13 protein-coding genes are annotated in these 13,241 nt (G+C 68.9%); 7 read left to right on the forward strand and 6 right to left on the reverse strand.

Translation table 11 applies throughout. The features are described 5' to 3' along the window. Positions 1 to 243 precede the first annotated feature (243 nt). The 5 genes from EJK15_RS44245 to EJK15_RS44265 all read left to right on the forward strand — a co-directional run bounded on the left by EJK15_RS44245 (position 244) and on the right by EJK15_RS44265 (position 3,778). Positions 244 to 522 (forward strand): DUF6364 family protein, encoded by a 279-nt coding sequence (locus EJK15_RS44245; RefSeq protein WP_206061477.1) that lies wholly within the window; start codon positions 244 to 246, stop codon positions 520 to 522. Then, positions 509 to 937: a type II toxin-antitoxin system VapC family toxin gene (locus tag EJK15_RS44250; protein ID WP_138716463.1), complete on the forward strand. Its 429-nt coding sequence runs from the start codon at positions 509 to 511 to the stop codon at positions 935 to 937. Before EJK15_RS44245 ends, EJK15_RS44250 begins: the two co-directional genes overlap by 14 nt. A 46-nt stretch (positions 938 to 983) precedes the next feature. Continuing rightward, on the forward strand, positions 984 to 1,865 hold the full coding sequence (locus EJK15_RS44255) for a hypothetical protein (protein WP_138716464.1): 882 nt from the start codon (positions 984 to 986) through the stop codon (positions 1,863 to 1,865). 28 nt (positions 1,866 to 1,893) lie between these two features. Next, a complete protein-coding gene (locus EJK15_RS44260; protein WP_138716465.1) occupies positions 1,894 to 2,850 on the forward strand; it encodes a zinc-binding dehydrogenase in 957 nt (318 codons plus the stop codon). 73 nt (positions 2,851 to 2,923) lie between these two features. Beyond that, a complete protein-coding gene (locus EJK15_RS44265; protein ID WP_240777601.1) occupies positions 2,924 to 3,778 on the forward strand; it encodes an oxygenase MpaB family protein in 855 nt (284 codons plus the stop codon). A 139-nt stretch (positions 3,779 to 3,917) separates the two neighbouring features. On the opposite strand, the gene EJK15_RS44270 is transcribed toward EJK15_RS44265, so the two are convergent. The 5 genes from EJK15_RS44270 to EJK15_RS44290 all read right to left on the reverse strand — a co-directional run bounded on the left by EJK15_RS44270 (position 3,918) and on the right by EJK15_RS44290 (position 10,447). Beyond that, positions 3,918 to 4,658 (reverse strand): PadR family transcriptional regulator, encoded by a 741-nt coding sequence (locus EJK15_RS44270; protein WP_138716466.1) that lies wholly within the window; start codon positions 4,656 to 4,658, stop codon positions 3,918 to 3,920. After that, positions 4,655 to 5,458, reverse strand: coding sequence for a DUF4097 family beta strand repeat-containing protein (locus EJK15_RS44275; RefSeq protein ID WP_138716467.1), 804 nt, complete (start codon positions 5,456 to 5,458; stop codon positions 4,655 to 4,657). The genes EJK15_RS44270 and EJK15_RS44275 overlap by 4 nt, the downstream gene beginning before the upstream one ends. A 101-nt stretch (positions 5,459 to 5,559) precedes the next feature. Next, complete coding sequence (locus tag EJK15_RS44280; protein WP_138716468.1) at positions 5,560 to 5,742, reverse strand: DUF6104 family protein; 183 nt, start codon at positions 5,740 to 5,742, stop codon at positions 5,560 to 5,562. 217 nt (positions 5,743 to 5,959) lie between these two features. After that, positions 5,960 to 9,598 carry a multifunctional oxoglutarate decarboxylase/oxoglutarate dehydrogenase thiamine pyrophosphate-binding subunit/dihydrolipoyllysine-residue succinyltransferase subunit gene (locus EJK15_RS44285; protein ID WP_138716469.1) on the reverse strand — a complete coding sequence of 1,213 codons (3,639 nt, stop codon included), beginning with the start codon at positions 9,596 to 9,598 and terminating at the stop codon, positions 5,960 to 5,962. A 204-nt stretch (positions 9,599 to 9,802) separates the two neighbouring features. Further along, positions 9,803 to 10,447: a B3/B4 domain-containing protein gene (locus EJK15_RS44290; protein ID WP_138716470.1), complete on the reverse strand. Its 645-nt coding sequence runs from the start codon at positions 10,445 to 10,447 to the stop codon at positions 9,803 to 9,805. 71 nt (positions 10,448 to 10,518) lie between these two features. Between EJK15_RS44290 and EJK15_RS44295 the strand changes: the two genes are divergently transcribed. Together EJK15_RS44295 and EJK15_RS44300 are read left to right on the forward strand one after the other, a co-directional pair. Further along, entirely contained in the window at positions 10,519 to 11,082 is a 564-nt protein-coding gene (locus tag EJK15_RS44295) for a winged helix-turn-helix domain-containing protein (RefSeq protein WP_138716471.1), read from the forward strand. Beyond that, complete coding sequence (locus EJK15_RS44300) at positions 11,082 to 12,443, forward strand: MFS transporter (RefSeq protein ID WP_138716472.1); 1,362 nt, start codon at positions 11,082 to 11,084, stop codon at positions 12,441 to 12,443. Before EJK15_RS44295 ends, EJK15_RS44300 begins: the two co-directional genes overlap by 1 nt. On the opposite strand, the gene EJK15_RS44305 is transcribed toward EJK15_RS44300, so the two are convergent. After that, positions 12,391 to 13,236: a glutathione S-transferase family protein gene (locus EJK15_RS44305; protein ID WP_138716473.1), complete on the reverse strand. Its 846-nt coding sequence runs from the start codon at positions 13,234 to 13,236 to the stop codon at positions 12,391 to 12,393. The two genes, EJK15_RS44300 and EJK15_RS44305, sit on opposite strands and share 53 nt — an antisense overlap. Between the last annotated feature and the right edge of the window lie 5 nt (positions 13,237 to 13,241).

Genomic DNA, 13,241 nt, shown 5'->3' on the forward strand with positions numbered 1-13,241 from the left:
GGCGCCGAGAGGGGGATCCTCGTGGTGGATCTGCCTGATGGGGGGCGGGCGCATGCGGTGGTGCAGCGGGCGGAGCTGCTGGCGGATGCGGAATCTCGGGAGCTGGTAGGGGAGTCTGTCCGGCTGACGAGCGACGGGAAGGCCAACGTGGCGGAGTGGTGACGTAAAGTAGCTGCAAAGCTTGTGACCGTTCGACTACGCTCCGGTGTTGACATTTTTATGTCACGCGCGGACGCTGGAGTCATGCGGAGGACAACGGTACGCATCGATGAGCAGCTCCTCAACGAGGCGAAGGCGTACGCGGCGCGAAACGGACGCAGTCTCAACTCAGTGATGGAGGATGCCTTGCGACAACTGCTCAACCGAGCCACGGAGGCGGCCGAGCGGCCCCGCGTGGAACTGGTCACCTCTGGAAGCCGGCTCAAGCCGGGAATCGAACTCACGCCGGAGTTCATCTACCGCCTGATCGAGCAGGACGACATCGAGCGCTACTTGAAGGTGCAGGCCGATGCTGCTCAGTGACATCAATGTCCTCATCAACGCCTTCCGCAAGGAGGCCCCCGGTCACGTCGCCTGCCACAAGCTGGTTGACGAGCTGATCAACGGCGACTCGGCCTACGCGGTCACCGACTACGTGATAAACGGGGTCGTCCGAGTCCTCAGCGTCGAGGCCCTCTATGACGACCCTCCGGCCATGGAGCAAATCCTCGACTACGTTGATCAGGTGCGCAACCAGCCGCACGCCGTACTCGTCAACCCCGGCGAGCGGCACTGGGAGATCTTCAGGAAACTCTGCCGTCAGACGAACGCCCGAAGAAAGCTCATCCCCGACGCCTACCTCGCCGCACTCGCCATTGAGCACGGTTGTGAATTCGTGACCTGCGACAAGGATTTCGCCAGGTTCGAGGGCTTGCGCTGGCGGTCGCCGCTCAACTGAACTTGACGGCGAGGGCGCAAGCCGCACTACTCGGCAAGGAACGCCGGTGGCTGACCAGTTCGACGTCATCGAGGCAGGCCCGCGCGGCCGCCGCCGGTGGATCGGGCTGGTGGTGGCGGCCGCGGTCCTGCTGGTTCCCATCGTGGGCCTGGTCGCCAGCAGAGAGCCCGAGCCGCGGCCGGAGCCGCTGCCCACCCCCGAGCCGATCAGGTCCCTGACCACGATCGACAGCCCCTCGAACATCCTGCTGATCTCGCCCACGACCAGGGGCGATGACGAGGTCCTCGAGGTGGTGTTCCCGCACGGCGTGCGGGCCGTGGTGCGCTACCCGGCCGAGCTGAAGCTGGCCGGGATGGGATCGCGGCCGTTCCAGGGGGCGTGGATCGACGGGATCTACCGGCAGTTCGTGGCGCCGTACAACGGTGAGATCGAGATCACCCGGGGCGGCGAGCCGATCAGGAACTACGCCCCCAACGTCACGCTCTGGCCGCGCCAGGCGGGCAGCGGCTCGCTCGGGCAGGTGCTGCTGTTCGCGTTCGAGGACTGGCGGCTGGCGATGTACGACCGGGGCCGGGGGCTGACGTTCGACCAGCGGCTGGCCGTCGCGCAGAAGCTGAAGGGAAGGCAGACCAAGGACGGCTATCTGGTGTTGTCGGCCGGCGGAAGGGTGCGGCTGGCCGGGCCTGGTGACACCGCGCAGGGCGATCCGGTCGGGCCGCAGCTGTGGTTCGGCGGTGGCGGGCGGGACATGGTCGCGCTCGTGCCCACCCCCCAATGCGAGAAGAAGGCCAGGATGCCTTTCGTGATCGACGGGCGCGGGCGACCCGCCGAGTCGGTGTGCCGGGGAGACGTGCAGGTCGCCGTCACGGGGCAGGAGCGGTTCAGGAAGCAGGCGATCCAGGGAATCCGGATCACGCTGAAGGACTGAATGCCCGTCGGGTTAGTAAGGTGCGGCCATGTTCGCCGTAACCGCCACACAGACCGACCCCGACAACCCACTCGCCGGGCTGACGCTCGGCGAGCGCCCGGAGCCGAAGGCGCCGGACGGATGGACGACCGTCTCCGTGCGGGCGGCCGCGCTCAACCACCACGACCTGTGGACGCTCAAGGGCGTCGGCATCAGGCAGGACCGGCTGCCGATCGTGCTCGGCTGCGACGCCGCGGGAGTGGACGAGGACGGTAACGAGGTCATCGTGCACGCCGTGATCGGCACGGGCGCGGACGAGACCCTCGATCCCAAGCGCTCGCTCCTGTCGGAGGTGTACGACGGCACGTTCGCCGAGCGCGTGGCCGTGCCGCGCCGCAACCTCGTGCCCAAGCCGGCCGCGCTCAGCTTCGAGGAGGCCGCCTGCCTGCCGACGGCGTGGCTGACCGCCTACCGCATGCTGTTCGACAAGGCCGGCCTCCAGCCGGGCTCGACCGTGCTGGTGCAGGGCGCCGGCGGGGGAGTCGCCACCGCGCTTATCGCGCTCGGCCGGGCCGGCGGCTACCGGGTCTGGGCGACCAGCCGCTCGGAGGCCAAGCGCGAACGGGCCCGGCGGCTCGGCGCCGACCAGGTATTCGAGACGGGCGCGCGGCTGCCGGAGCGGGTGGACGCGGTCATGGAGACCGTCGGCCAGGCCACCTGGGACCACTCGCTCAAGTCACTCAAGCCCGGCGGGCGCATCGTCGTCAGCGGCGCCACCAGCGGCGCGGTCCCGCCCGCCGACCTCAACCGGGTCTTCTTCCTGCAACTGTCCGTCGTCGGCTGCACCATGGGGACCCGCGACCAGCTCCAGCGCCTGGCCATCTTCCTGGAGCAGACCGGCCTGCGGCCGGAGATCTACCGGGCGCTGCCGCTGGCGGACGCCCGGGACGGGTTCGCCGCCATGGCAGAAGGGGATATTTTCGGAAAAATTGTCTTTATCCCCTGAATAAGTGAAGGGTTACTTCTGGGCCTCCTGGGTGATAGATGTGAAGTGAGGTTGTATCAACCGGGAGGCCGTCATGATGGACATTGAGCCCTTCGGCCCGGGTTCGATGCACTGGGACACCGCGGGCGAATATCGCAACCTGCTGGTGGCCGGCAGCGCGCTGGTCCTCCAGACCATGCACCCGGCGGTCGGCGCGGCCGTCGCCGAGCACTCGACGTTCAAGGCCGACCCGTGGGGGCGGCTCAACCGCACGCTCTCCTCCGTCCAGAAATGGGTGTACGCCGACGGGCCGGCCGAGGGTGAGCGGCTCCGGCGGATGCACGAGCCCATCAGCGGCATCGACGAGCACGGCAGGCCGTACCACGCGCTGAACGGCCAGGCGTGGGCGTGGGTGCACCTGTCGCTGTTCGAGCGCTTCATCGCGCTCAACCGTTACTTCGGCACGCCGCTCACCGTCGAGCAGGAGCGGCGCCTGTACGCCGAGTCGCTGCAGCTCGGCGCCATCCTGAAGGTGCCCGAACGGGAGATGCCCGCCGACCTGGAGGCGTTCTGGCGATACTTCGACGACATGGTGGCCAACGGGCTGGAGGCACATCCGACCGCCCTGGACGTGCTGTCGGTGCTGCGCGGCACCCCGGCGCCGCCGGGGCTCCCCAGGCCGCTGCGCCGGCTGTGGACGCCGGTGGGGGTGGGGTCGGGGGAGTTCAACCACTTCGTGACCGTCGGCACCCTGCCGCCTGCCGTACGCAGGAAGCTGGGGCTGCGGTGGACGGCCCGGGAGGAGCGGCGGCTGCGGCATCTCGGGCACGCGGTGGCGATGCTGACACCGCGCCTGCCCGAACGCCTGCGCTACATGCCCATCGCCTATCAGGCCCGCAAGGCCGCGCGGACCTCCCGCCGCCTGGAGCGACAGCTCCGCTCCGCATAGCCGTCACCACTGCCATAGCCGTCAACGGCGGGGCGGGTTCACGGCTCGGAGGGCGTCGATCGGCCCGGGGCTCGAGGGCCGATCGGGTCGAGGTCCGAGCAGTGATGGAGCGTCGAGGCCCGAAGAGCGATGGGTTCGGTCAGGGCTCCAGGATGTCGCGGATGCGGCGGCTCGCGTCGTCGAGTGCCGTACGGAGCTCGGCCAGCTTCTCCGGCGTGAGCCGGGCCTCCGACGCCTCCTGCCGCGCCTGGCCCACGAAGTCGGCCAGCAGCTCGCCCAGCTCCGCGTCGAGGTCGGCGCGGCTCGGCGGCACGCCCCCGAGCGTGGACCAGATCTGCGTCCAGATCCTGCGCCACTCCTCGGCCAGCCGCTCGCCCTCCCCCTGCCACTCGAAGGCGTGCTCCATCCACTGCCGCTTCTGCTGCTCCCGCAGCCGCTTGAGGTCCTCCTTCTGCTGATCCCTGAGCCGCTTGGTGTCGTCGCGGGCCCCGGTGCGCACGTCCTTGGCCATCCGCGTCAGCTCGTCGCGCAGGGACTTGACCGTGTCGCGGACGTCCTCCTTGACCTCGCGGGCGATGTCGCGTACTGAGGCGGAGATCTCCTGCTCGAGGTCGTCGAGCTCGTCGAGGCGGGCGTTCAGCTCCTCGCGGCCTTTGTCGGTGATCGAGAACACCTTCTTGCCCTCGATCACCTCGTGCGTCACCAGGCCCTCCTCCTCCAGGCGGGCCAGGCGCGGGTAGATCGTGCCGGGAGAGGGCGAGTAGACGCCGAGGAAGCGGTCCTGGAGCAGCCGGATGACCTCGTATCCGTGGCGGGGGCTCTCCTCCAGCAACTTGAGCAGGTACAGCCGGAGCCGGCCGTGACCGAATACAGGACTCATTCCTTCTCTCCCTTGAGCAGCGCGACCTCGCCGGAGACCGTGATCGCGGACAGCGAGGCCATGCCGCCACCCAGCCGCCCCGACAGCGACTTCGTGCCCGGGCCGCTCGTGTTGGACAGTTCATCGAACGTGCTGACCAGCCTGCCGGAGGTGGATCTGACGCTGACGTCCGTATCCACGTTCTCCGGCAGCCTGACCAGGATGTCACCGGAGACGCTGTTGAGCGTCACGTGACCCGTGGGCCGCAGCGCCAGGTCGGCGGTGATCCGGCCGGAGACCGTGTTCGCCTTCAGCCGGCGCGGCTTGCCGTCGGCCACGGTCAGGTCTCCCGAGACGCTCTTGAACGCCAGGTCGCCGTCCATCGCCCGGCTCTCCACGGCGCCCGAGACGGTCGTGGCGCTGACGTCGCCGCTGACGCCGTCGAGCACGATCTCCGCGGACACGCTCCTGACCTGGGTGGCCCGCTCGAACCCGGCCACCACGGCGGGCGCGGAGACCACTCCTGCGTTGACGCGGCAGCTCTTGGGGACGGTGATCGTCAGGACCGTCCTGCGCCGGTCGCGGCGCAGCCAGCCGAGCAGGCCGTCCCAGGTGAGGTCCTTGTACGCGACGGAGAGCTCCCCGGTGTCCTCGTCGTAGGCGACCATCAGCGGCGAGGCCGTCTCGATCTCGGCCACTTCCAAGGTGGGTGGACCCTCACTCGCGAGCACGTCCAGCCGCCCGGCGACGATCCGCACGTCGAGCGACTCCACTGGGCCGAACGTCAGCTGTTCCGGTGACTCGATCGTCCACTGCTGCATGATCCCCGCCCTCCAGGCGATACGTCTCTACACAAAACACGATATGTCGCGTTTATCGAAAACTCAAGATGTATCGCGATTAGCGGAAGAGCGTGCCTTGGCTAGTCGTCGTCGTCCTCGTCGTCGAGGCGTGCCAGCCAGGTGGCGAGCCGCTCGATGGGGGTCTCGAACTCGGGGTTGAGGTCCACGAACTCGCGCAGCCGCTCACCCAGCCACAGCAGGCTGACCTCCTCCTCGCCCCGCCGCTCGACCAGCTCCTCGATCCCCCGATCGGTGAAGTACATCGCTCTCCATCCAGTCAGTACGGAGCCATGCGGCTCGATCCCCACGAAGTCGTCAGGCGAGATCGCCGGCCGGATCCCAGGCATCGGCGCGCCCTCGCCTGACTTTAGTCAGTAGACCGCGATGCTCCAGCTCGCGGAGCGGTGTCCCGGCCCCGCGTACCAAAATTGGCAGCCGCTAGGTGCTAGCGACTGCCAATTCCGGTAGGTGGCCGATCTGTCAGGCGAACAACTGGTGGAGGATCTCCTCCAGCTCGGTGTCGTGCGCGTTGTGCGAACCCGTAGCCGGCGAGCTGTTGGGCCTGCGCGACACCCGGCGCAGCGTCCGGCCGCCCAGCGTCTGCGGGTCCTCGGCCAGCTTCAGCGCCAGGTAAGGCCACGGCCCCATGTTGACCGGCTCGTCCTGGGCCCAGACCAGCTCGACCTGCGAGCCGTAGCGCGCCAGCTCGGCGGCCAGCTCCTCGCCCGGGAACGGGTAGAGCCGCTCCATCCGGGCGATCGCGACGTCGTCGCGGCCCGACTTGTCACGCTGCGCGGCCAGCTCGTAGTAGAGCTTGCCGGAGCAGAGGACGACCTTGGTCACCTTGGCCGGGTCGACGGTGGTGTCACCGAGGACCGGCTGGAAGGTGCCCGAGGTGAAGTCGGACGACTTGGACGTCGCCGCCTTGTGCCGCAACAGCCACTTCGGCGTGAAGACCACCATCGGCTTGTGCCGCTCCGACGCCACCTGCCAGCGCAGCAGGTGGAAATAGTTGGCCGGCGTGGTGGGCTGCGCGACCGTCATGTTGTCGAGCGCGCAGACCTGCAGGAACCGCTCGATGCGGGCCGAGGAGTGGTCGGGCCCCTGGCCCTCGAAGCCGTGCGGCAGCAGCAGCACGACCGAGGACCTCTGGCCCCACTTCTGCTCGCCCGACGAGATGAACTCGTCGATGATCGTCTGGGCACCGTTGACGAAGTCGCCGAACTGCGCCTCCCAGGCGACCAGGGCGTCCGGGCGCACGACGCTGTAGCCGTACTCGAAGCCGAGCGCCGCGAACTCGCTGAGCAGCGAGTCGTAGACGTAGAACTTCGTGGTGCCCTCGTTGAAGGTCTTGAGCGGCGTGTGGTCGGCGCCGGTCATCCGGTCCACCAGGACGGCGTGGCGCTGCGTGAACGTGCCGCGCCGCGAGTCCTGGCCGACGAGCCGCACCGGGTGGCCGTCCAGCAGCAGCGCCCCGAACGCCAGCGTCTCGCCCATCGCCCAGTCGATCGCGTCCTGCTCGACCATATGCCCGCGGCGCTGCAGCACCGGCGCCAGGCGCGGGTGCGGCGTGAAGCCCTCGGGCAGGTTGAGCTGGGTGTCGACGATCCGCTTGAGCGTCTCGTGCGTGATCGCCGTCGGCGTGTCGTCGTGCGACCACTTGACGACCTCCGCCGGTGGCACCCGCATGGCGCGGGCCTCCGCCGGCTTCTTGGCCGCCTCGCGGGTCTCGGTGAACGCCTGCTCCAGCTTGGCCTGGTAGTCGCGCAGCGCCGACTCGGCCTCCTCGACCGTGATGTCGCCCCGGCCGATCAGCGCCTCGGTGTAGAGCTTGCGGGTCGAGCGCTTGGCGTCGATCAGGTCGTACATCAGCGGCTGGGTGAAGGCCGGGTTGTCGCCCTCGTTGTGACCGCGGCGGCGGTAGCAGATGAGGTCGATGACCACGTCCTTGCGGAACGCCTGGCGGTATTCGTAGGCGAGCTGTCCGACGCGCACCACGGCCTCGGGGTCGTCGCCGTTGACGTGGAAGATCGGAGCCTGGATCATCCGGGCCACGTCGGTGGCGTAGACCGACGACCGGGACGAGGCGGGCGAGGTCGTGAAGCCGACCTGGTTGTTGACCACCACGTGCACGGTGCCGCCGGTGCGGTAGCCGCGCAGCTGCGACAGGTTGAGCGTCTCGGCCACGACGCCCTGGCCGGCGAAGGCGGCGTCGCCGTGGATGAGGACGGGCAGGACGGTGAAGCCCTCCTCACCGCGCTCCAGGAGGTCCTGCTTGGCGCGGACGACGCCCTCGAGCACCGGGTCGACCGCCTCCAGGTGGGAGGGGTTGGCGACCACGGACGCGGTGATCGTGTTGCCGCTCGGCGCGGTGAACATGCCCGTCGCGCCGAGGTGGTACTTCACGTCACCCGAGCCGTGCGCCGTGCGCGGGTCGATGTTGCCCTCGAACTCGCCGAAGATCTGGGCGTACGACTTGCCCACGATGTTGGCCAGCACGTTGAGCCGGCCGCGGTGGGCCATGCCCATGACGACCTCGTCCAGGCCCTCGTCGGCGGCGTCGCTGAGCACCGAGTCGAGCAGCGGGATCAGGGACTCGCCGCCCTCCAGCGAGAAGCGCTTCTGGCCGACGAACTTCGTCTGCAGGAACGTCTCGAACGCCTCGGCGGTGTTGAGCCTCGACAGGATGTTGAGCTGCTCGTCGCGCTCGGGCGAGGCATGCGCCTTCTCCACCCGCGCCTGGATCCAGGCCCGCTCCTCGGGGTTCTGGATGTGCATGTATTCGATGCCGACCGTGCGGCAGTAGGAGTCGCGCAGCACGCCCAGGATCTCGCGCAGCTTCATCAGCGGGCGCCCGCCGAAACCGCCGGTGGCGAACTCCCGCTCCAGGTCCCACAGCGTCAGACCGTGCGACTGGATGTCGAGGTCGGGGTGCTTGCGCTGCTTGTACTCCAGCGGGTCGGTCTCGGCCATGAGGTGGCCGCGCACCCGGTAGGCGTGGATCAGCTCCAGCACGCGAGCGGACTTGGCCACGTCGTCGTCGTGCGAGGTCGAGATGTCCTGGACCCAGCGGACCGGCTCGTACGGGATCCGCAGTGCCTCGAAGATCTCGTCGTAGAAGCCGCCCTCGCCGAGCAGCAGCCGGTGGATCTGGCGCAGGAAGTCGCCCGACTGGGCGCCCTGGATGATCCGGTGGTCGTAGGTGCTGGTCAGCGTCATGACCTTGGAAACGGCCAGCCGCGACAGGGTGTCGGGGGCGGCGCCCTGGTATTCGGCCGGGTATTCCATCGCGCCGACGCCGATGATCGTGCCCTGGCCGGGCATCAGCCGCGGCACGGAGTGCACGGTGCCGATCGTTCCCGGGTTGGTCAGCGAGATCGTGGTGCCCTGGAAGTCGTCGACGCCCAGCTTGCCGCCCCGGGCCTTGCGCACGACCTCTTCGTACGCCATCCAGAACTGCCGGAAGTCCATCTCCTCCGCGCCCTTGATGGAGGGCACGAGGAGCTGGCGCTCGCCGTTGCTCTTCTGTACGTCGATCGCCAGGCCGAAGCCGATGTGCTCCGGCTTGACCAGCGTCGGCTTGCCGTCGACCTCCGTGTAGGAGTAGTTCATCTCCGGCATGGCCTTCAACGCCTTGACGATCGCGAAACCGATCAGGTGCGTGAAGGAGACCTTGCCGCCGCGGCCCCTCTTGAGGTGGTTGTTGATCACAATGCGGTTGTCGATGAGCAGCTTGGCCGGGATGGCCCGGACGCTCGTCGCCGTCGGAACCGACAGTGACAGGTCCATGTTGGCTGCTGTGCGGGCCGCGGCGCCGCGCAGCTTGACCTCTTCGGCGCCCTTGGGCACCGGAGTGGCCGGCTGCTTCGGCTTCTCGGCCGCGGGTGGCGCCTTGGGTGGCGCCGGGGAGGGGGCGGGGGCGGTCACAGTGCCGTTCGCCGCCTCCCGTACCGGGGTTCGACCCGGTCCATAATCAGGGTTGTAGTCAGCGAAGAAGTTCCACCAGGCCTTGTCCACAGACTCGGGATCCTGGAGGTACTTCTGGTACAGCTCGTCGACAAGCCACTCGTTCTGACCGAAGCTTGCCAGCGGGTTTGTCCGCGACGACTCAGACGACACGGCGGAAATCGCCCTCTTCCGCATACCGGCGTTGATGTTAGAGAACCTGTCCAAGGCTACTCGCCCGAACTGGCAGCGTGCACCGGGGAGCCCGCGCCGCCTCGAACGATCGTCTCAGGACCGCGCAAAGAGGTCACGCCCCCCTTGTCAATCCGGGTGGTGCCGTAATTATTACTGTTTGGTATCAACGCCAGGAAGAGAGGTTTATTTCCCGCCAGGCACCAGTCTGCTAACGATCCGTACCTCTGGTGACAACTCGGACAGAAGATCGGCGAGCTCCTCGCCGGCCTCCTTCAGCTCCTCCAGAGACATCGGCTCCAGCCGCTCCAGGATGAAGATCGCGTTCGTCGTCTCCTCGGTGAGCCGGGTGCGCGCCACCTGACGCCAGTTCCACCTGCGGCAGGTGACGCCGATGTCGTCGCGCCAGATCACCTCGCCGGGCTCCGGCTGCCCGAGCGCCTCCTCCGACGCCTCGTCGCCGGCCGCCCTGACCAGCCGCGCCGGGCCGGTGTAGTGGTCGAGGTCCTCCCCGCCGATCGGCAGCGCGTGCTTCACGCTGATCGAGTTGTACGCGTCCACGGCCCGGTTGATCTCCGGCAGCGGCATCCTGCGGGTGAGGGCGTCGACCGAGGGCCTGGTCCGCTGCGGCTTGGCCCCGAACGCGCGGTAGGCGTCCTTCCACGCGTCGATCTTCGCGGTCTGCGTCTCCGGCCCGGAGGCCGCCGCCAGCCAGGCCCTGGACCGGTCGTCGGTGGGCCCGTTGCGCAGGCCGTGCGCGGTCATGAGCAGCACCGCGAAGTCCGGTCGTAGTTCGAAGACGGCGTCGTCCACCCAGATGTCATCAAGCATCCGCCCAGTTTACGAGCGGATATCGCAGAATTGTCTTTGCAAAATTGTCTTTGCGATCTATCCTGGGCCGCATGGAGGAGCAATACAAGATCAGTGATCCCCAGGTGCTGAAGGCGGTCGCCCACCCGCTGCGGGTGCGCCTGCTCGGCCTGCTGCGCACCGACGGCCCGGCCACCGCGAGCGAGCTGGGCCGCAAGGTCGGCGAGAGCTCCGGCTCGACCAGCTACCACCTGCGCGAGCTGTTCAAGTACGGCTTCATCGAGGAGGACGCCGAGCAGCGCGACGGCCGCGAGCGCCGCTGGCGGCCCCGCCACCGCTACACCTCGTGGGACGCCGTCGAGATGTCCGCGACCGCCGAGGGGCGCGAGGCGGTCAAGATCATTCACTTGCGGCAGGTCGAGATGGTCGGGCGGGTGATGGAGGCGTTCGACCTCGCCGACTGGCCCCGCGACTGGGTGGACGTGGCCGGGATGAGCGACCACATCCTCACGCTGCCCCCCGCCGCGCTGCGCGAGTTCAAGGACAAGGCCGAGGAGCTGGTGCACGAGCTCAGCGCCCGCTACGCCGGCGATCCCGACGCCAGGAAGGTCCACGTCTGGATGGGTGCCGTGCCGCGAACATCACAGGAGGATTGATGACCGCTCGCTCCGCCTTACGCCGCTACATGCTCGTCAGCTTCCTGACGTGGCTGCCCGTCGGGCTCATGATGACCTCCATGGTGCTGCTGCTGACCGAGAGAGGTCTCAGTCTGGCCCAGGTCGGCTTGGTGGTGACGGTGTTCTCGATCGTCACCGTCGTCCTGGAGCTGCCCACCGGCGGCCTGGCCGACGTCGTGGGGCGGCGCGTGGTGCTGGCCGCCTCCGCCGCGTTCCTCACGGCGGGGCTCGCGCTGATGAGCGTGTCCACGACGTTCTGGATGTTCCTGGTGAGCGGCGTGCTGAAGGGCGTGGCCAGGGCGCTGTCCAGCGGGCCCGCCACCTCCTGGTACGTCGACACGCTGCACCGGATCGAGGGCCACGAAGCCGACCTCAAGCCGGGGCTGGCCCGCGGCGGCGCCATGGAGTCGGTGTCGCTGTGCGTCGGCGTGCTGGCAGGCGGCGGTCTGCCGCTCGTGGTGCCGCCCAGTCTGATGTTCCCACTGGCGGCACCGAGCCTGCTGGGCTCGCTGGCGGCGGCGGTCCTGCTGGTCGTGGTGCTGCTCGCGTTGCCCGAGCCGGGGCGCTTCCGCAGATCACCGGTCGGCGCGTCGCCTGAGCAGGTCCGCAGGTCGCCGGCCGCTGTGGCGCCCGAGGGCGCGCACGCCCGCAGGTCTCTCGCGAGCGTGCTGCGCGAAGTGCCCGCCACGGTCGCCTCTGGTGTGCGGTTGGCGGTCGGCGGTCCCGCGCTGCGCCGCCTGATGGCGGCGGCGGCGAGCTCCGGCGTGGTGCTGGTGTCCATCGAGCTGCTCACCCCGGGCCGCCTGGCCGAGCTGGCCGGCACGGCCGAGCGGGGCAGCATGGCGTACGCCGCCGTCGCCGCGCTGGGGTTCGCCGGCAGCGCCACGGGCAGCACGCTCGCGCCCCGCGTGGCCCGGCTGGCCGGCGGCTCGCCCAGAGGGGCGATCGCGGGATCCGCGCTGACCGCGCTCTCGGTCGGCGCATTGGCCGCGACGGCCGGGCTCGGCGGCGCCGCCGGGCTGCTGACCGCCGGGGTGGCCTACGTCGTGCTGTTCGTCGGCGGCTCCGTGACCGGCCTGCTGTGCCTGGAGATGACGCACAAAGCGGTCACGGCAGCCGAGCGCACGACCGTGACCTCGACGAGCTCGCTGTCGCTGCAGTCCGGCGGGATCCTGGCCAACCTGACGCTCGGCACGCTGGCCGCTCACGCGGGCGTCGCCCCCGCCTGGGCGGTCGCCGCGACGATGATGCTGGCCTCGGCCCTGCTGTTCGTGCGGATGCCCGCGGCTACAGTCTCCAGTCCAGCTCAGGCCCTACCGGCACGATCCGGCTCGGATTGATGTTCGTCTGGGTGATGTAGTAGTGACGCTTGATCTCGTCGAAGTCGGTGGTCTCGCGGAAGGCCGGGATGGCGTACAGCCTGCGCGCGTACGCCCACAGCGCCGGATAGTCGATCAGCCGCCTGACCGAGCACTTGAAGTGCGCGTAGTAGACGGAGTCGAACCTGGCCAGGGTCACGTAGAGGCGCACGTCGCTGTCGGTGAGGGTGTCGAAGAGGAACTCCGACTCGGCCAGGCGTACCTCGAGGAAGTCGAGGGTGGTGAAGACCCGCGCCACCGCCTCCTCGTACACCTGCTGGTCGCGGGAGAAGCCCGCCTCGTAGACCGCGTTGTTGAGGCCGTGATAGAGGCGGTCGTTCATGATGTCGATGTCGGGGCGCAGACGTTCCGGATAGAGATGGGGCGACGTGCCCCATGACGTCTCCAGATCGAGGGTGATCTGCGGGAAGTCGTTGGTGACGATCCGCTTCTCCCTGGGGTCCCAGACGCAGGGAACGGTGTAGCGGCCCGCGTAGCCGGGGTCGGTCGCGTGGTAGAGCTCCGACAAGTACTCCGGGTCGCCGCCGGGGACGCGCCAGCCCTTCTCGTCCCGGATGGGGTCGACGATCGTGGCGTCCAGCAGGTCCTCCAGGCCCAGGAGCGTACGGACGATCAGCACGCGCTGTGACCACGGGCAGGCGTAGGAGGCATAGACCCGGTACCGGCCGGGTTCGGGAGGGCCGAGCCGTTCCGTGAAGCGGTTCGGCTGCCGGACGAAGCGGCCATCGTCTGAGATCTCGCGGCTCAGCTTCATGGTCC

It is taken from the genome of Nonomuraea basaltis, assembly GCF_005893125.1.
Classification (GTDB): Bacteria; Actinomycetota; Actinomycetes; order Streptosporangiales; family Streptosporangiaceae; genus Nonomuraea; species Nonomuraea basaltis.